Source organism: Nocardia sp. NPDC059195 (genome assembly GCF_042754695.1).
Lineage (GTDB): Bacteria > Actinomycetota > Actinomycetes > Mycobacteriales > Mycobacteriaceae > Nocardia.
The window spans coordinates 1-17454 of the sequence record NZ_JBHZBG010000048.1; the positions used below are offsets into that span (position 1 = coordinate 1).

Annotated in this window: 18 protein-coding genes; 15 read left to right on the forward strand and 3 right to left on the reverse strand. The window is 66.5% G+C overall.

Annotation, left to right across the window (positions count from 1 at the left end):
• Positions 1 to 218: 218 nt before the first annotated feature.
• On the reverse strand, positions 219 to 803 hold the full coding sequence (locus ACFXKN_RS32645) for an NADPH-dependent FMN reductase (protein WP_378953059.1): 585 nt from the start codon (positions 801 to 803) through the stop codon (positions 219 to 221).
• Positions 804 to 945: 142 nt separating this feature from the next.
• Here ACFXKN_RS32645 and ACFXKN_RS32650 point away from each other — a divergent pair, with 142 nt between their 5' ends.
• The 6 genes from ACFXKN_RS32650 to ftsX all read left to right on the forward strand — a co-directional run bounded on the left by ACFXKN_RS32650 (position 946) and on the right by ftsX (position 5782).
• Positions 946 to 1803, forward strand: a complete 858-nt coding sequence (locus ACFXKN_RS32650) for a helix-turn-helix transcriptional regulator (RefSeq protein ID WP_379434664.1) — start codon at positions 946 to 948, stop codon at positions 1801 to 1803.
• Positions 1804 to 1889: 86 nt separating this feature from the next.
• Positions 1890 to 3008: a peptide chain release factor 2 gene (gene prfB, locus ACFXKN_RS32655; RefSeq protein WP_378953055.1), complete on the forward strand. Its 1119-nt coding sequence runs from the start codon at positions 1890 to 1892 to the stop codon at positions 3006 to 3008.
• 128 nt (positions 3009 to 3136) lie between these two features.
• Positions 3137 to 3994 (forward strand): mechanosensitive ion channel family protein, encoded by an 858-nt coding sequence (locus ACFXKN_RS32660; RefSeq protein ID WP_378953053.1) that lies wholly within the window; start codon positions 3137 to 3139, stop codon positions 3992 to 3994.
• The gene (locus ACFXKN_RS32665) at positions 3981 to 4136 is read left to right on the forward strand and encodes a hypothetical protein (protein WP_379434666.1); all 156 of its coding nucleotides are present in this window, start codon (positions 3981 to 3983) and stop codon (positions 4134 to 4136) included. Before ACFXKN_RS32660 ends, ACFXKN_RS32665 begins: the two co-directional genes overlap by 14 nt.
• A 54-nt stretch (positions 4137 to 4190) precedes the next feature.
• Positions 4191 to 4880: a cell division ATP-binding protein FtsE gene (ftsE, locus tag ACFXKN_RS32670; RefSeq protein WP_378920855.1), complete on the forward strand. Its 690-nt coding sequence runs from the start codon at positions 4191 to 4193 to the stop codon at positions 4878 to 4880.
• Positions 4880 to 5782 carry a permease-like cell division protein FtsX gene (gene ftsX / locus ACFXKN_RS32675; protein WP_378953048.1) on the forward strand — a complete coding sequence of 301 codons (903 nt, stop codon included), beginning with the start codon at positions 4880 to 4882 and terminating at the stop codon, positions 5780 to 5782. Before ftsE ends, ftsX begins: the two co-directional genes overlap by 1 nt.
• 169 nt (positions 5783 to 5951) lie before the next feature.
• Here ftsX and ACFXKN_RS32680 read toward each other — a convergent pair whose 3' ends face one another.
• On the reverse strand, positions 5952 to 7364 hold the full coding sequence (locus ACFXKN_RS32680; RefSeq protein ID WP_379434669.1) for a glycosyltransferase family 39 protein: 1413 nt from the start codon (positions 7362 to 7364) through the stop codon (positions 5952 to 5954).
• Positions 7365 to 7493: 129 nt separating this feature from the next.
• Here ACFXKN_RS32680 and ACFXKN_RS32685 point away from each other — a divergent pair, with 129 nt between their 5' ends.
• From ACFXKN_RS32685 to ACFXKN_RS32695, 3 genes are all read left to right on the forward strand, one after another.
• Positions 7494 to 8888 (forward strand): acyl-CoA dehydrogenase family protein, encoded by a 1395-nt coding sequence (locus tag ACFXKN_RS32685; protein ID WP_378953044.1) that lies wholly within the window; start codon positions 7494 to 7496, stop codon positions 8886 to 8888.
• 30 nt (positions 8889 to 8918) lie between these two features.
• Positions 8919 to 10133 carry an acyl-CoA dehydrogenase family protein gene (locus tag ACFXKN_RS32690; RefSeq protein ID WP_379434671.1) on the forward strand — a complete coding sequence of 405 codons (1215 nt, stop codon included), beginning with the start codon at positions 8919 to 8921 and terminating at the stop codon, positions 10131 to 10133.
• 185 nt (positions 10134 to 10318) lie between these two features.
• Positions 10319 to 11332 carry a TIGR03617 family F420-dependent LLM class oxidoreductase gene (locus tag ACFXKN_RS32695; protein WP_379434673.1) on the forward strand — a complete coding sequence of 338 codons (1014 nt, stop codon included), beginning with the start codon at positions 10319 to 10321 and terminating at the stop codon, positions 11330 to 11332.
• A 21-nt stretch (positions 11333 to 11353) separates the two neighbouring features.
• Here the strand turns inward: ACFXKN_RS32695 and ACFXKN_RS32700 are convergent, their stop codons facing one another.
• Complete coding sequence (locus ACFXKN_RS32700; RefSeq protein WP_379434675.1) at positions 11354 to 12316, reverse strand: DUF5996 family protein; 963 nt, start codon at positions 12314 to 12316, stop codon at positions 11354 to 11356.
• 218 nt (positions 12317 to 12534) lie between these two features.
• Between ACFXKN_RS32700 and ACFXKN_RS32705 the strand changes: the two genes are divergently transcribed.
• The 6 genes from ACFXKN_RS32705 (at position 12535) to ACFXKN_RS32730 (ending at position 17426) form a co-directional block, all read left to right on the forward strand.
• A complete protein-coding gene (locus ACFXKN_RS32705) occupies positions 12535 to 13518 on the forward strand; it encodes a diiron oxygenase (protein WP_379434677.1) in 984 nt (327 codons plus the stop codon).
• A 98-nt stretch (positions 13519 to 13616) separates the two neighbouring features.
• Positions 13617 to 13919: a type II toxin-antitoxin system Phd/YefM family antitoxin gene (locus ACFXKN_RS32710; RefSeq protein ID WP_378953030.1), complete on the forward strand. Its 303-nt coding sequence runs from the start codon at positions 13617 to 13619 to the stop codon at positions 13917 to 13919.
• Positions 13916 to 14293 (forward strand): hypothetical protein, encoded by a 378-nt coding sequence (locus ACFXKN_RS32715; protein ID WP_378953027.1) that lies wholly within the window; start codon positions 13916 to 13918, stop codon positions 14291 to 14293. Before ACFXKN_RS32710 ends, ACFXKN_RS32715 begins: the two co-directional genes overlap by 4 nt.
• A 165-nt stretch (positions 14294 to 14458) precedes the next feature.
• On the forward strand, positions 14459 to 15091 hold the full coding sequence (locus ACFXKN_RS32720) for a hypothetical protein (RefSeq protein ID WP_378953022.1): 633 nt from the start codon (positions 14459 to 14461) through the stop codon (positions 15089 to 15091).
• Between the two features lie 99 nt (positions 15092 to 15190).
• A complete protein-coding gene (locus tag ACFXKN_RS32725) occupies positions 15191 to 15685 on the forward strand; it encodes a helix-turn-helix domain-containing protein (RefSeq protein WP_378953019.1) in 495 nt (164 codons plus the stop codon).
• A gap of 112 nt (positions 15686 to 15797) precedes the next feature.
• On the forward strand, positions 15798 to 17426 hold the full coding sequence (locus ACFXKN_RS32730) for an acyl-CoA synthetase (RefSeq protein ID WP_379434680.1): 1629 nt from the start codon (positions 15798 to 15800) through the stop codon (positions 17424 to 17426).
• Positions 17427 to 17454 lie beyond the last annotated feature (28 nt).

A 17454-nucleotide genomic window follows, 5' to 3' on the forward strand; every position in this document is an offset into this window, starting at 1 on the left:
ACTAACGCCTTCGGCGTAGCGCTTTCGAGCCCTGATCGGCGACCCGGCCGCGGACCGGCCACTTCGTGGCCGCCGCTCCCCAGGGGTCGCGGGTGGGGGTTGGGAGTGCGGTCATGGCGGATTTGGGGTGTGGGTGTGGTTGGGAGTGTGGGCATGGCGGATTTGGGGTGTGGGTGTGGTTGGGAGTGCGGGCATGGCGGATTTGGGGTGTAGTTGGGTCAGGCTGCGACCTGGGCCGACTTCGCCGCGACCAGAGCGCTTGTCCACCAATGCAACTGGTCGAGCAACGCCATGGCGGCCTCTTCGGGCTCATGCGGGTCGCGCAGCTGTCCGTTCTCGTCGAAGAGCAGGTAGTAACGCGGGAACGAAACGTAGTTGCGCACGGTGTGGGCGTTGAGTTCGTTGAAGATCTGGCGCAGGTGCTCGATCGCCAGGAGCCCACCGGACGCGCCGCTGTAGCCGACGAAGCCGATGGCCTTGGCGTCCCACTGGGTGAAGTGCCAGTCGATGGCGGACTTGAGGGCGGCGGGGTAGCTGCGGTTGTAGTCGGGAGTGACGATCACGTAGGCGTCGGCGGCGGTGAGTCGCGCGGTGAGATCGCGCATGCCGACCGGACGCACCGGGTCGGGGTCGAGCATGGGCGACACTGCGGGCAGCCCGGCAGGCAGATCGGCCTCGGCGAGGTCGATGATGTCGACCTCGAAGCGGTCGTCGACCTGCTGCGCGAACCAGTTCGCGACCACGGGGCCGAACCTGCCGTCGCGGACACTGCCGATGATGATCGCGAGCTTCACTGTGGACACGATGTTCTCCTCTGTCGTGGAACCGGCCCGATCAGCCGGCACGACCAAATCTCGCGGACCGTGAGCATCGCAGGGAGACCACGCTGAGAGTGGTAGTGGCACGGCCACTCTCCGCCACGCCGAGCTGGGTACCGTCGATGAGGTGAGCGACAACGAACTCGGACTGTTCCTGCGGACCCGCCGCGAGTCTGTCTCCCCCGCCGAGGTCGGGCTGCCCGCCGGGCCACGCAGGCGCACGCCGGGTCTGCGTCGCGCGGAGGTCGCGATGCTCGCGGACGTCAGTGTCGAATACCTGATCCGGCTCGAGCAGGGTCGCGACAGCCATCCCTCCGCCCAGGTGTTGTCCGCGCTCGCCGAGACGCTGCGGCTGAGCCCGCGCGAACGCGTCCACCTGCACCAACTCAGCAAAGGGGCGTCCGGTTTCAGTTGCGGCGCCGCCGAGCAGGGCCCGAACCGCACGGTGCGCCCCACGATCCTGGCCGTGCTCGCCCAGCTCGAACCCGCGCCCGCCGCGATCACCAACCGCTTCACCGAGATACTGGCCTGCACCGAGGGCTATCGGAAGCTGATGGCGCCCAGCGGCCTGTTCGAGCAGGGCGAACCCGCCAACGTCGCCCGATTCGTCTTCACCCACCGCGGTGCCCGCGAGCTGTACCCGGACTGGGACGCCGCCGCCGACAAGCTGGTCGCCTCGCTCAAACAGGGCCCGTACCGCGCCGACCCGATGGTCGCCGCCCTGGTCGACGAACTCACCGTCACCGCGGGTAGCGCGTTCACCGATCGCCTCGCGACCCTGCCCGGACTGCCACCGTCGGGTGGGATCAACCGCCTGCGCCATCCCGAGGCGGGCACGCTGCGGCTGGCCTACGAATCACTGGATCTGTCCATCGACGACGACCAGTCGCTCTACGTCCTGCTCCCCGCCGACGAGGCCAGCGCAAGCGCGCTGGACCAGCTGGTCGGACGCCGCCCCGGCGGCCTGCGCGCCATCGCGAGCTGACCGAAATCGCGGCGGCCGCCACGGGGCCCGCTGCCCGATTGTCCCGATCACCGCGGTGTCGGTGAGGACCGGTAACCTAGGACATCGTGCATCCTGACGTTATCGCCGACCTCGCCGAACTCGACACCACGCTCAAGACGGTCGAGTCGGTCCTCGATGTCGAGGAGCTACGCCGCCGCATCGACGAGCTCGAGCACCAGGCCGCCGATCCCGAGCTGTGGAACAACCAGGAGCACGCCCAGCAGGTGACCAGCGAGCTCTCGCACGCGCAGAGCGAATTGCGCCGCGTCGAAGATCTGCGCCAGCGTCTAGAGGACCTGCCGGTGCTCTACGAACTGGCCGAGGCCGAAGAAGACGCGGCCGCCGCCGAAGCCACCGCCGACGCCGACGCCGACCGCGCGACCCTGCGTGAGGACATCGAGGCGATGGAGGTGCGCACCCTGCTCTCCGGCGAGTACGACAAGCGTGACGCGCTGGTCAACATCCGTTCCGGCGCAGGCGGCGTCGACGCCGCCGACTGGGCCATGATGCTGATGCGCATGTACATCCGCTGGGCCGAGCGGCACAAGTTCCCCGTCGAGGTGTACGACACCTCCTACGCCGAAGAGGCCGGCCTCAAGAGCGCGACCTTCGCGGTGAAGGCGCCGTACGCCTACGGCACGCTGTCGGTGGAGATGGGCACGCACCGCCTGGTCCGGATCAGCCCGTTCGACAACCAGGGCCGCCGCCAGACCTCCTTCGCCGAGGTCGAGGTCCTGCCCGTGGTGGAGACCACCGACCACATCGAGATCCCCGAGGGCGAGATCCGGGTCGACGTGTACCGCTCGTCGGGCCCCGGCGGCCAGTCGGTCAACACCACCGACTCCGCGGTGCGCCTGACCCACATCCCCACCGGCATCGTCGTCACCTGCCAGAACGAGAAGTCGCAGCTGCAGAACAAGATCTCGGCCATGCGCGTGCTGCAGGCCAAGCTGCTCGAGCGCAAGCGCCAGGAGGAGCGCGCCCAGATGGACGCGCTCAAGACCAACGAGGGCGCCTCGTGGGGCAACCAGATGCGCTCGTATGTCCTGCACCCGTACCAGATGGTCAAGGACCTGCGCACCAACCACGAAGTCAACAACCCGACCGCGGTGCTCGACGGTGACATCGATGGCTTCATCGAATCCGGAATCCGTTGGCGGATGCGCGATCAGGACGACGCGTAGCCAGCTGTTCGCTCACAAACCGTGTGCTTCAGCACGTTTGACCGCACGCCGTGACCGACCTGTAACCTTTCTGGTGTGCGTTCGACCGAACCGAAACTGTGCCTGTACAGGTCCATGAAGGAGACGCGATGACCGACGTCCTCGCGGCCAACAGCGGATCCGAGATCACCAGCTGGTTGCGTTCCAGCGGGCTCGAAATCGTTCTGCTGATCGTCGGCGCGATGCTGTTCGGCCGGTTCGCCGCGTTCCTGCGCGACCGGGTGACCACCAAGATCGACTCGGGTTTCCAGACGAGCGACGCCCTGGTCCGGACCGAAGCGGCCAAGCACCGTCACGCGCTGGCCCAGGTGGTCACCTGGGTGGTGCTGACGATCGTGTACGTGCTGGTCGGCATGGAGGTGCTGCGCAGGCTCGGCTTCGCGGTGACCGGACTGGTCGCGCCCGCGGCGGTGCTCGGCGCCGCGCTCGGTTTCGGCGCGCAGCGCATCGTCCAGGACATTCTGGCCGGGTTCTTCATCATCACCGAACGCCAATACGGCTTCGGTGATGTGGTGGAGATCGCGGTGATCGGTTCCGCCGATCCGGCCGAGGGCACGGTCGAGGACGTGACCCTGCGCATCACCACGCTGCGTAACTCCGACGGCGAGGTGATCATCGTCCCCAACGGGCAGATCGTGAAAGTCACCAATCTGTCCAAGGATTGGGCGCGTGCCGCGATCGATGTACCCGTGTCCACGCAGGCCGACATCACCAAGATCAACGAGATCCTGCACGAGGTATGCCAGAAGGCCTACCAGGATCGTCGCCTCAAACCACTGCTCCTCGACGAGCCGTCGGTGATGGGTGTCGAAGATCTCTCGCTCGACGTGATGAACATCCGGATGGTTGCCCGCACATTGCCGGGCAAACAATTCGAAGTGGGCCGCGAACTGCGCGTACGCGTCGCCGCGGCCCTGCGTAAGGAGGGAATCAGTGAAACCACGTAAGTCCACAGCGATCCTGATGGCGGCGTGGCTGTCGACGTTTGTCGTGTACGTGTTCGTCAAACCCACCGATAAGGCGGCGGACGGTCCAACGACGTTCCTCAATGCGGTCCCGACCTGGGTGAATTCCGAACCCGAACGCTGATCGGCGCGTCGCGTCCGGCTGGGACGCCCGCATCGCTGGTTACACTGGCTCCCCGTGATCACCATGCGCAACGTGAGCAAGTCGTACCCGACCTCGACGCGACCGGCGCTGGACAATGTTTCCGTCGATGTGGAAAAAGGCGAGTTCGTCTTCATCATCGGCCCGTCCGGTTCGGGCAAGTCGACTTTCATGCGACTGCTGCTCAAGGAAGAGGCGCCGACATCGGGCGAGATCCGGGTCGCCGACTTCCGGGTCGACAAGTTGCCGGGGCGCAAGGTGCCCAAGTTGCGGCAGCGGATCGGCTGCGTGTTCCAGGATTTCCGGCTGTTGCAGCAGAAGACCGTGGAACAGAACGTCGCGTTCGCGCTGGAGGTGATCGGCAAGCGTCGTCAGTTCATCGAACGGACGGTGCCCGAGGTGCTCGACATGGTCGGGCTCGGCGGTAAGGGGCAGCGGTTGCCCTCGGAGTTGTCCGGTGGTGAGCAGCAGCGGGTGGCGATCGCGCGCGCGTTCGTCAACCGGCCGCTGGTCCTGCTCGCCGACGAGCCGACCGGCAACCTCGACCCCGACACCAGCGCCGACATCATGGCCTTGCTGGAACGGATCAATCGGGTGGGAACCACGGTGCTGATGGCCACCCACGACAATCACATCGTCGACGCCATGCGAAGGCGGGTGGTCGAACTCGACCACGGCAGACTCGTGCGCGACGAAGCGACCGGCGTCTACGGGGTGGGTCGATAATGCGACTGAGTTTTCTGTTCACCGAGGTCGTCGACGGCTTGCGCCGCAATCTCACGATGACCATCGCGATGATCCTGACCACGGCGGTGTCGCTGATGATGCTCGGCGGCGGCATGCTGTCGGTGCGGATGGCCGACAAGACCGAGAACTTCTTCATCGGCCGCCTCGAGGTGCGCTTCTACCTCGACGACGCGGTCTCCGACACCGATCCCGACTGCGCCGCCGACCCGTGCAAGTCGCTGCTCGCCGACCTCAAGCAGACCTCCGGCGTGGAGAGCGTGCAGTTCCTCAACCGCGCCGACGCGCTGGAAGAGGCGAAGAAACTGTTCGCGGACCAGCCGGAAATGGTGCAGTACATCGCCGACTCGCCGCTGCCTGCCTCGTTGCGGGTGAAGATGACCGATGCCGATCAGTATCAGCACATCTACGACAGCTTCGCGACCCGGCCAGGTGTGCGGATCGTGGCCAATGACAAGGAGTTCGTCGACCGGTTGACCAGCCTGTTCGACGGGCTACGCAATGCCGCGTTCGGCTTGGCGCTGGTGATGGCGCTGGCCGCGATGCTGCTGGTGCTGAACATGGTGCAGATCGCCGCGTTCACGCGGCGCACGGAGGTCGGCATCATGCGACTGGTCGGCGCGACCCGCTGGTACACGCAGCTACCGTTCCTCCTCGAAGCGGTCGCGGCCGCCTTCGTCGGTTCGGTACTCGCGATCCTCGGACTGGTGATCGCCCGGCCCCTGGTGATCGACCGGGCGCTGGGCCCACTGTTCGACAGCAATGTCTTCCCGCGCATCACCGGCGACGACATCGCGGTGGTGGCCCTGACGATCGCCCCCGTCGGCATCGTCTTCGCCGCCGTCACCGCCTACCTCACCCTGCGCTACTACGTGCGCGAATAGCGGTGCGCGCGGCGGACCGACTCGATCGGTACCGCCGCGCCTCACCGATACGGACACCAAGCGTGCCGATCGCCGTCCCTACCGGGCTTCGGGCCCGTCACGGGCGCTCCCCCGGCCTGGGCGAGACTCGCGCCGAGCCCCGCGGCGGCGGATGCGCGAATGCGCCGGGTCACCCGAGCGTGCGCAACTGCGGCCACACCTGAGACCAGGGCCGGATCGGGTTGCGGCAGACGAACATCGGCTCGCCCTGTTCGTCGTTGTCGATGCCGAGGCCGTTGTCGAGGGTGCCCGCGGGCTCCACGATCGAGCAGAGCTCGGTGAGTCGTTCGCGGTCGATGCCGACGGTGAGTACCTCCGTCGCGGTGTCCGGCGGAGGCCCCCACCACCAGTAGGCATTGTGGCCGGAATATGGCGTGGGCAGGGCGTATTCGGGGCCGTAGCGCTCGATCGCGCCCGCCTCGCCGTAGTTGGCGGTGAGGATGGGGGCGCCGGGTGGGCGCGCTGCCGCGATCTGTTCGACGTAGCGGGGCCAGGCGATGGTCTCGCCCGCGTCGTAGTTGATAGCGAGGACAGGCGAGTCCCGCAGCCACGCGATCGGCAGCACCGGCAGGAACAGCAGCGCCGACATCACCGCGTTCACCACGATCACCGAAGTGAGGGCCGCCCATCGCTTTCGGTCATCGGCCAGCCATCGGCACAGGCCGACAGCACCGGCCGCGAGCAGCACCGGATACATCCCGCCGAGGTAGTACGCCTTTCCGCCGGTCACGAGAAACACCACGAACAGCACCGCGTAGGTCAGCGGAAACGCCCGCCATCGCGAGTTCCACAACCGCCACAACCCGTACCCCCACAGCGGAACCAGCAACGGCCCGAACAGCCCGAACTGCAAGAGCACGAACATGATCGGCGAATCCGAGGTCCCCGACGAACCACCGGCGATCGCCCTGCTCAGCTCCCACTGCGGCCACCCGTTGCCCGCCTGCCACCACAGATATGGCAGCCACAACACCAGCGCCATCCCGACAGCGAACCCGAAGCACCTGGTAGCGAACAGCTTTCGTTGACCTGCCAGGGCCAGCGCCGCGGCCAGCACGCCGACCGGCACGATCAGCAACACCTTGTTCTGCAGTCCGATCCCGACGACCAGCCCGATCAACAACCACCATCGCGGATCCCGCCCGAGCTTCAACACCAGTAGACAGATCAGCGACCAGGCCGCCAGATCGAACACCGTCGTCCCCAGCAGGTGCCCCGCGCCCATGACCAGCGCGGAACTCGCGACGGCACCGGCGGCCAGCGCTCGCGCGCCACGCCCACCGCCCAACTCCCCCGCGATCAATCCCGCACACACCACGATGAACGTGGCCGCGACGATCGCGGGCAATCTCATGACACATAACGAATCGGGATCGACCGCAGCCATGAATCTGGCCAGAAACGGCGACAACGGCGGCTGATCGGGGTAAGACCAGTCCAGTCGCCGACCAGCTGCCAGAAAGTACAGCTCGTCGCGGTGGTAGCCGTAACGCCCTGAGGTCGCCAGCAGAACCAGCGCGAAAACCGACGCTATGACGGGCACCAGACCAGCGTGACAGACGTCGGCTATCCCACAACGAGTCAGCGCACATCTTACTCTGGAGTAAGATAGACTTACCGAAGAGTAAGATGGTGGGGTCGAAGGCACCCCGACAGCCGAGGAAATCAGGTGATGATGAGCACTCGAGACAGCGCGACGAAGCGACGTCCGAACGACACGTCCGCGGTCGGCCTCAGCCAGCCCAAACGGGACTGGATGGGCGCCGCGATGCGCACATTGACGACCATTACCGGGTCGGAGCTCGCGGAGAAGTACAACCTGCGCAAGCCGATCGAGCGAGTCACCTACGAGGGCACCAAGACCGGGTTCCGCACCCTGGGTGCCGCTACTCGGGCGTTCGCCAAGGTGGCAGGCGGCGGTGAGCCCAAGCGACTGGTCGACAACGAGTCCAAGACCAAGGGCTACTTCGACCTGACCCCGTCCGACGAGCAGCAGATGATCGTCGAGACCGTGCGAGATTTCGCGGGCGAGATCCTGCGCCCCGCGGCCTACGACGCCGACCATGCCGCCAAGGCTCCGCGCGATCTGCTCGAGCGCGCCGCCGAACTCGGCATCACCCTGATCAACGTCCCCGAGGAGCTGGAAGGCGCGGCTTCCGAGCGCGGCGCTGTCACCAACTCCCTGGTGGCCGAGGCGCTCGCACACGGCGATATGGGCCTGGCGCTGCCGATTCTGGCGCCGAGCGGTGTCACTGTGGCCCTGTCGCAGTGGGGCACCGACGCCCAGCAGCAGACCTACCTGCCCGCCTTCACCGGCGATGCCGTCCCGCAGGCGTCCGTGGTGATCAACGAGCCGCGCGCCCTGTTCGACCCGTTCGCGTTGCAGACCAAGGCCGTTCGCTCCCCCAGCGGCTTCAAGCTCACCGGTGTGAAGAGCCTGGTCCCGGCCGCCGCCGATGCCGAGCTGTTCATCGTGGCCGCCGAGCTCGACGGGCGCCCCGCGCTGTTCATCGTCGAGTCCGACAGCGCCGGACTGTCCGTGGAAGCCGACCCGAGCATGGGTCTGCGCGCCGCGGGCCTGGGTCGACTGATCCTGGACAACGTGGCCGTCGGTGCCGACGCCATCCTCGGCGACAGCGACGCCAAGACCCGTGCCGCCGAGTACGGCGACGCGGTGCAGCTGGCCCGGCTCGGCTGGGCCTCGCTGGCCATCGGTACCGGCCAGGCCGTGCTCGACTACGTGATTCCTTACGTGAACGAGCGCGAAGCGTTCGGCGAGCCGATTTCGCACCGTCAGGCGGTGGCGTTCATGGTCGCCAACATGGCGATCGAGCTCGACGGCCTTCGCCTGGTCACCCTGCGTGGCGCGTCGCGCGCCGAACAGGGTCTGTCGTTCGCCCGTGAGGCAGCGCTGGCGCGCAAGCTGGCCACCGACAAGGGCATGCAGATCGGTCTGGACGGCGTGCAGCTGCTCGGCGGTCACGGCTTCACCAAGGAACACCCGGTCGAGCGGTGGTACCGCGACCTTCGTTCCGTCGGTGTCGCCGAAGGCATCGTGCTGGTCTAGGCCCGTTTCTCACCTTCCAGGAGCCCCCTCATGATCAATCTCGAACTCCCCAAGAAGCTGAAGGCGAGCGCCAACCAGGCCCACCAGGTCGCCTCGCAGATCTTCCGTCCCATTTCCCGCAAGTACGACCTCGCCGAGCACGAGTACCCGGTCGAGCTCGACACGATGGCGGCCATGATCGAAGGGCTCGCCGACTCCGGCACCCAGAAGATCGGCGGCGCCGCGGGCGGCCGTAACGACGAGGCCACCTCGGACCTGACCGCCAATGCCAACGGCGGCAACATGTCCGCGCTGCTCAACTCCCTCGAGACCTCGTGGGGCGATGTCGGCCTGATGCTCACCATCCCCTACCAGGGACTGGGCAACGCCGCGATCGCCGCCGTCGCGACCGACGAGCAGCTGGCGCGTTTCGGCAAGGTGTGGGCCGCGATGGCGATCACCGAGCCGTCCTTCGGTTCCGACTCCGCCGCCGTCACCACCACTGCCACCCTCGACGGCGACGAGTGGGTGCTCAACGGCGAGAAGATCTTCGTCACCTGCGGCGAGCGTGCCACCCACATCGTGGTGTGGGCCTCGGTGGACAAGAGCCTCGGTCGCGCCGCGATCAAGTCCTTCGTCGTCCCGCGTGGCGCTCCGGGCCTGTCGGTGGCACGGCTCGAGCACAAGCTCGGCATCAAGGCTTCCGACACCGCCGTGCTGCTGCTGCAGGACTGCCGGATCCCCGCCGACAACATCCTCGGCTCGCCGGAAGTCAACGTGGAGAAGGGCTTTGCCGGGGTCATGCAGACCTTCGACAACACCCGCCCCCTCGTGGCTGCCATGGCCGTCGGTGTCACCCGCGCCGCTCTCGAGGAACTGCGCACCATCCTCACCGAGGCGGGTATCGAGATCTCCTACGACACCCCCGCGATGAACCAGTCCGCCGCGGCCGCTGAATTCCTGCGCATGGAAGCCGACTACGAATCGGCCTACCTGCTCTCCCTGCGTGCCGCCTGGATGGCCGACAACAAGAAGCCGAACTCGCTCGAGGCCTCGATGGCCAAGGCCAAGGCAGGCCGCACCGGCACGGACGTCACCCTCAAGGCAGTAGAGCTCGCCGGCACCATCGGCTACTCCCAGCGCACCCTGCTCGAAAAGTGGGCCCGCGACTCGAAGATTCTCGACATCTTCGAAGGCACCCAGCAGATCCAGCAGCTGATCGTGGCTCGCCGCGTGCTCGGAAAGACCAGCTCCGAGCTGAAGTGACCTGGTAGACAACGACACACCGGTGCGAGTCATCCCGACTCGCGCCGGTTTGTCGTTTCCGGCGGGCGTTTGCCGGATCGGCCCGGATCGGGTCCGCGCGGCGATACGGTGATGGCCGAATTGTTCAGCGCTGTCACGAACACCGCTGGACCAGCGGCAGACGACGGTGATGGGATTGGTGCGTTGTGAGGATCGATACGACGTTGACCGGCGGGCTCGCCACGATGGGCAAGGATGCCACGGCCGCCGAGAGCGCGGGGTACGCGGGCATCTGGACGTTCGAAGGGGCGCACGACCCGTTTCTGCCGTTGTTGCTCGCCGCCGAGCACACCGAGCGGGTCGAGCTGGGTACCTCGATCGCGGTGGCGTTCGCCCGGAATCCGTTGTTGCTCGCCACCATCGCCTGGGATCTACAGGCGTTCTCCCGCGGCCGGTTCGTGCTCGGCCTCGGTAGCCAGATCCGCGCGCACATCACCCGGCGCTACTCGATGCCATGGAGCCGACCGGCCGACCGGATGCGTGACATGGTGCTGGCGGTGCGCGCCATCTGGGCGAGCTGGGAGCAGGGCGGGCGGCTCGACTACCAGGGCGAGTTCTATCAGCACACCCTGATGCCGCCGCTGTTCCGCCCCGCGGCCGCCGAGGTGGCCGGGTTCGGCCCGCCGCCGATCTATCTCGCGGGCGTGGGGCCGGCGATGACCGCGGTCGCGGGCGAAGTCGCCGATGGATTCATGTCGCACCCGTTCTGCACGCCGAGATTTCTGCGCGAGGTGACCCTGCCCGCCTTGGCGCAGGGTGCGGTGCGCGCGCGGAAACCCGTAGGCGACATCGTGATCCACCATTCGGCGATGATCGCGACTGGCAGATCGGCGAGCGAACTCGCCGCGGCCAGGCAGGCCATCCGCAAGCAGCTGGCGTTCTACGGATCGACACCGGCCTACTGGCCGATTCTCGAGCTGCACGATCGAGCCGAACTCGGACCCCGGCTCAAAGGTATGTCCAAGAACGGGGAATGGGATCGGATGGCCGACCTCATCGACGACGATTTCCTCGACGCCGTCGCGATAACGGCCACCGACCCCGCCCGCGCGGCGGAGCAACTGCACGAGCGCTACGACGGAATCGTCGAGCGACTCGGCTTCAACACGCCCTATCGCGTGGACCCCACGCTGCTGACCGAACTGTTGCGGGAGTTGTGATTTCGCGCTAGCCGTCGAGTGTCAGAGCGCGGTCGTATCGTCGACATGGAGTTGACGGTTGAGGCGGTGGGGGTCGACTTCGAGGAGAGGGCGATCCCAGTGCGCCAGCTCAGCGGCGGAGGCGTAGGTGGTGTTCAGGAAGTTCAGAAGGGTGGCATCCGGGTCGGGGGAATGTCGGACTGATTCGTAGGGGAGGACGAATTCGCCGAGCGTGGTGTCCCACTGGGCGCCGTCGGGGCCTGCGGGACGGTCGGAGTAGCCGTCGGGAGCGGGATAGGAATAGGCGTAGAAGGTGCCCTCGGTACCGCCGGGCCAGAAGCCTGCGCTGGCGCATTCGCGGGAGTACGCCTCTTCCATCACCCAGTCGGCGCAGTTCGGGGCGCCGCCGGGGTGCAGGGGCGCGGGACGGCCGGAGAAGCGCGTGCAAGCCAGGTCGAAGGAACCCCAGAAGAATTGCACCGGACTGGATTTCCCGGCGAAACCGGCGCGCCAGAGCTGGAAGACTCGCTCGATCTGGACAAGCTGTTGCCAGAACAGGTGGACGGCGTCCGCGTTGTAGGAGTGGTGGGTGGTGTCCTCGGCGAACGGGATGGCCGGATCGACCTCGTTCGGCGACGCCTCGATGTCGACCACGATGTCGAGCCGACCGAGTACGTGGCCGAGCTCGGCGTAGAAGTCGGCGACCGTGCGCGGGCGCAGGGCGATCGCCGCGTGGCGGCCGTCGCTGCTGCGCAAGACCAGTTCGTGGTCGGCGAAGTCGAATTCGATGTCGAGCAGGCGGCCGTCGACGGGAATCGCACCGGTCGCCAGCCCGCGCGCGCTCACCGCGAACGTGACATTCCACCAGTGGTTGACCAACGGTGTCCCCGCCAATTTCAGCTTGCCGATGATCTGCGACCACATGTGCAGGGTGTCGCGGGTATCGGACCAGGAATCGACGCGCAGGGTCGGCCAGACGGCCTTGGCAGGAGTTGAACGAGCCATCGGATTCCTCGCTCTCTCGGTGCGCGACCGATGTGGGTCCCGCCCGTTCACAGCCAGGTGCGCTGGCTGACCGGTCAACCGCGTGTCCTACGACGTTTCATCCTACGTCGGCGCTGGTAGATCGCATCGCAAGGGCGAATCCAACCCCCGCGGGGTTGTGTGGGACTCCGAGTCTCATATAAAGTGGAGTCTGCGCCACACCAAAGGAGACACCACCGATGCTGTCGACAACCAAGAACACCGCCACCGATCCCGAGTACCACGAGATCCTGCGCAACCTGTCCGAAGGTTCGGTCAACCGGCACTTCGATCCCTACGTCGACATCGACTGGGACTCACCGGAATTCGCCGTGCACAGCGACGACCCGCGCTGGATCATGCCCGATGAGGACCCGCTCGGCCGTCACCCCTGGTACAAAGCCCAGCCGATCGAGAAGCAGATCGCCATCGGCATGTGGCGCCAGGCCGGTATCGCCAAGGTCGGGCTGGATTTCGAGCAGCTGCTGATCCGTGGCCTGATGCAGTACCTGGTGTCGGTCCCCAACGGCGACCCGGAATTCCGCTACATCACCCACGAGGCTGCCGAAGAGTGCAACCACACGATGATGTTCCAGGAGATGATCAACCGCATCGGCTATCGCGATGTGGTCGGCATGGGCACCATCGATCGCAAACTGACGATGGCCATCTGGCCCGCGGTGAAGTACTTTCCCGAGCTGTTCTTCACGATGATCCTCGGCGGCGAGGAGCCGATCGACCACCTGCAGAAGTCGCTGCTGCGCGCCGGCGTCGACCTGCATCCGATGGTGCAGCGGGTCATGCAGATCCACGTGGCCGAGGAAGCCCGGCACATCTCCTTCGCTCACGAATACCTGCGACGGAACGTGCCCGGCATGAACCCGATCGCGAAATCGGTTCTCTCCGTGGCTTTCCCGATCGCGATGCGATTGATGCTCGACATGATCATGACGCCGCCGAAGGAATTCGTCGAGAAGTTCGACATTCCGGCGGAGGTCATGCGTGACGCGTACTGGAGCAGCGAGGAATCGCAGATCACGATGCGCAATATCTTCGGTGACGTGCGCGCCCTCGCCACCAACAGCGGCCTGATGAACCCGGTCGCCAAGCGCACCTGGCGCCTGCTCGGCATCGACGGCCCGGTCACCCGCTACCGCAGCGAACCGGCCCGCAAAGTCGCCTGAGTGATCAGCTGAACATCGACGACCCGCCGGCCAATCGTTGCGGCGGGCCGTCTTGTCTCATCGGAAGCAGGACTGTACACAGCGATGTACAGTTGACTATGGCCGATTACGACAGTGTGCCGCTGACCGAGTTACGTGGTCAGCTCGGTAGTGTTTTCGACGGGGTGTCCGTGAGCGGACGGCCGGTGATCGTGACGCGGGAGGGGAAAGAATTGGTCGCGGTGGTACCTGCTGAGGTGTTGCGGCACGGGGCGTTGCCCCCCGCGTACTTCAACGATGATCTGCGCGAGCAGATCCTGGGCAAGCTCGACGCCAGGATCACCCAGCATTGCGCGGAAGACATCGCCGAGGCCGAAGCCAAACTGAGCAAGCTGATGGGCGCGCTGGACAGTCGCCAGTGAGCGTCGCCGATCACACCGCGCTCACCTCGCTGGCATTGTCGCCGCTGTTCGGGCAGGTGATCATGCGCCAGTTCACCCAGCAGCGCCGAATCCTGGTGGTGCCCACCGTGAGTCTGATGGCCGCGATGCGCGCTGTCGACAACATCGACGAACTCGGGCGACTACTCGACAATCGCGTTGCCGTGCGCTGGGCCGAACTCGACGCGCCCACCGCCATCCGCATCGGCACCACGGTGCCGATCGCCGACGACCACCTCGACTGGCCGCTGATCGCGCCCGTGGTGTTCACCGCGCAGAATCTGGACATGCCGGTCCTCACCGCCAAACCCGAGCTGTATCGCGGCTACAAAGTAGAGATCGCGAACATGCCATAGCCGACCTCTCGAGGTCCTGAACTCGGCTTTCCCCGGGGTAGTGATCGAGCCCACACCTGCTGTCGGTACGGTGCACAGGCGGTCGGCAGCTAGCACTCCCGACCGACACACAGCGGACGAATTACCCGGAAAAGCAGTACCAGGAACACTCTAGGAGAGCTGGTTATGCATCATCTGAGTTTCATGCGTCGCTTCACCACCGCGGTAGCCGTCACCTCGGCCGCCGCCGCCATCGTCTTCGCGGGCCCCGCGGTCGCGGATCCGACGCCACAGACTGTCGACGTGGCCTCGGCCGTCGCGCAGCTGCGCACGACAGTGGCGGACAATCCGGGCGCACTCGCCGCCCTCGACAAGCTCACCGCCACCGGCACCGTCGACGTCGCACTGCCCGCGCAGCCGTACCAGATCCCCGCGACCTCCGATATCGGCCAGAACGGCGGCGGAGCCGGGGTATACGGCTCGGGCATCGCCCTCGATATCGACGGCTTCCGCTTCGGCTTCTTCGGCGGGCCAGGCACCATCTCGCCCAATCAGGCCGGCGCCAAGCTCGAGGTCATGTGGCTGAATCTGTCCAGCGGGCAGAGCGGCACCGCGGTCCTGACCGAACACCAGGACGTGCCGGTCGACACCACCATCCGCACCGCATCGCTGAACACCGGCGGCGGGCTCATCGTGGCCGCGGTCTTCGGCAACCTGTGGCACCGCTGGTCCGTGCCGGTCAGCGAGGCGCACCCGGACGGGTTCGCCTACCAGCTCGGCACCATCCAGCAGCCCTCGTTCGGCGCTGTCACGCGGTAACTTTCGGCCACCACGCACCCCGGGTCCACTCGGTCCCGGGGTGCGTTGTCGTTTCGATGATGCAGCGCAACAGCTTCGGTGTGGCGTAGGTTGACCGGCGTGGAGGAACTGGTCGACCGACTCGAAGAACTGGAACGCCGCGTTGCCGCCCTGGAGAGCGCGCGACCCGAGGACGCGCAGCTGCCGTGGGCGGTGGCCCGGCTGCGGCAGGAGTTCGCCGACGCCGGGCAACGCACCGGCGGTGTGCTGCTCGCGGGCGCGCTGCAACTGCCGACCGGCGAGCGATTCGACTGGCAGGCCCAGTACGCCACCGATGCCATCGTCGGCGATGTATGGACCATCGAGGCCGCCAATTGCCTTGCCGCACTGGCGAACCCGGTGCGACTACGACTGTTGCAGGAGATCGTCTACGGCCGAAGGACCGCCGCCGATCTCGCCGCCATCGAAGAGCTCGGCACCTCGGCCGACATCTACCAGCATCTGCGCCAGCTCGCCGCGGTCGGCTGGTTGCAGACCGCGGGCCTCGGCCGTTTCGAGGTGCCGGAGGGCAGGCTCATCCCGCTACTCGCCGCGCTGGCGGCCGCGCAGCGCTGACCTGGGCGGCGTCTTCACAAGATGTCCTAATTGTCCGGATAGACTACTGTGACGCAAGGCACATCGACTGCTACGGTGAGCGTCGAGTGATCAATGCAGCGGAGGTAGTCGAGTGAACGTGTCACATCTGCTCGAAAGCGTGAAGGCGATCGGCGTGCTGCGCGCACGCGGTGTCTCTGATCCCAAGAAGCCGCTGGAGACCCTGCGGACGATGAAGGAATCGAAGATCTACGGCCCGCAGGCCACCCTCGTGCGCCATTCGGCCCGTGTCGCCCCCGATCAGGTGGCCCTCGTGGACGAGCGCGGTGAACTCACCTACCGCGAACTCGACGAGCAGTCCACCGCCATCGCCCGCGGCCTACGTGAAGCGGGCATCGGCGAGGGCACGGTCATCGCCGTGCTGGCCCGCGATCACCGCGGCCTGATCATGTCGATGATCGCGGCGGGCAAGCTGGGCGCGCGGATCGCGCTGATGAACACCGGCTTCGCCAAGCCGCAGTTCGCGGAGGTCTGCGAACGCGAGAACGTGCGCGCGGTACTGCACGACAGCGAGTTCCTCGCCCTGCTCGACGCGCTGCCCGCCGACCTGCCGCGCTACCTCACGTGGGTCGACGAAGGCACCGCGCTGCCCGCCGGCGCGACGACATTCGACGACCTCATCGCGAACAACGCCACCGAGGATCTGCCCGCGCCGAGCAAGCCGGGCGGCTTCATCATCCTCACCAGCGGCACCACCGGCCTGCCCAAGGGCGCACCGCGCACCAAGGTCACACCGATGGCTACCGCGCAGTTCGTCGACCGCGTGCCCTTCCCGAGGCGGGGCACGGCGATGATCGTGTCGCCGATTTTCCACAGCACGGGTCTCGGCACCTGGCTGGTCAACTCGATCCTGTCGAACAAGATCGTCATGCGCCGCCGATTCGACGCCGAGGCCACCCTCGCCGCGATCGCCGAGCACAAGGTCGAGATGCTCGTCTGCGTGCCGACGATGCTGCACCGGATGACCGAGCTGCCGCCGGAGGTCCGCGCGAAATACGACCTGTCGTCGCTGAAGGTCATCCTCTTCGCCGGTTCCGCGCTCACCCCGGAGCTGTGCATCCGCGCCACCGAGGCCTTCGGGCCGGTGCTCTACAACCTCTACGGGTCGACCGAGGTGGCCATCGCGACCATCGCGAACCCGGCCGAGCTGGCGGAAGCGCCGGGGACGGTCGGCCGGTCGCCGATCACCTGCGAGGTCCGCCTCTACGACGACCAGGACCAACCGGTCACGACACCGGGCGCCCGCGGCCGGATCTTCGTGCGCAGTGGCGCGCCGTTCGAGGGCTACACCGACGGCAGGCACAAGCAGATCATCGACGGTTTCATGTCCAGCGGCGACATGGGCCATTTCACCGAGACCGGGCTGCTCATGGTCGACGGCCGCGATGACGACATGATCGTCTCCGGTGGCGAGAACGTGTACCCGCAGGAGGTCGAGAACCTGCTGGTCGAGCGGCCCGAGATCTTCGACGTGGCGGTGATCGGCGTCGATGACCAGGAATTCGGAAAACGCTTGCGCGCCTTCGTCGTTCTCGAAGAGGGTCAGGCGATCGAGGCCGCCGAGATCCAGGCGCACGTCCGGGCGAATCTGGCCAGGTTCAAGGTGCCGCGCGAGGTGATCTTCCTCGACGAACTGCCCCGCAACGCCACCGGCAAGATCGTGCGCCGCACCCTCATCGACTATGAGGTCTCACAGGGATAAGCCCGAGGTTACTACGGAGTAGAGTACG

What these genes read in the sequence shown, in the direction of transcription:
- ACFXKN_RS32685 (WP_378953044.1), top strand. Translation starts at nt 7,494, where the DNA reads ATGATGAGCACTCGAGACAGCGCGACGAAGCGACGTCCGAACGACACG.
- ACFXKN_RS32705 (WP_379434677.1), top strand. Translation starts at nt 12,535, where the DNA reads ATGCTGTCGACAACCAAGAACACCGCCACCGATCCCGAGTACCACGAG.
- ACFXKN_RS32700 (WP_379434675.1), bottom strand. Translation starts at nt 12,316, where the DNA reads ATGGCTCGTTCAACTCCTGCCAAGGCCGTCTGGCCGACCCTGCGCGTC.
- ACFXKN_RS32710 (WP_378953030.1), top strand. Translation starts at nt 13,617, where the DNA reads ATGGCCGATTACGACAGTGTGCCGCTGACCGAGTTACGTGGTCAGCTC.
- ACFXKN_RS32660 (WP_378953053.1), top strand. Translation starts at nt 3,137, where the DNA reads ATGACCGACGTCCTCGCGGCCAACAGCGGATCCGAGATCACCAGCTGG.
- ACFXKN_RS32690 (WP_379434671.1), top strand. Translation starts at nt 8,919, where the DNA reads ATGATCAATCTCGAACTCCCCAAGAAGCTGAAGGCGAGCGCCAACCAG.
- ftsX (WP_378953048.1), top strand. Translation starts at nt 4,880, where the DNA reads ATGCGACTGAGTTTTCTGTTCACCGAGGTCGTCGACGGCTTGCGCCGC.
- ACFXKN_RS32720 (WP_378953022.1), top strand. Translation starts at nt 14,459, where the DNA reads ATGCATCATCTGAGTTTCATGCGTCGCTTCACCACCGCGGTAGCCGTC.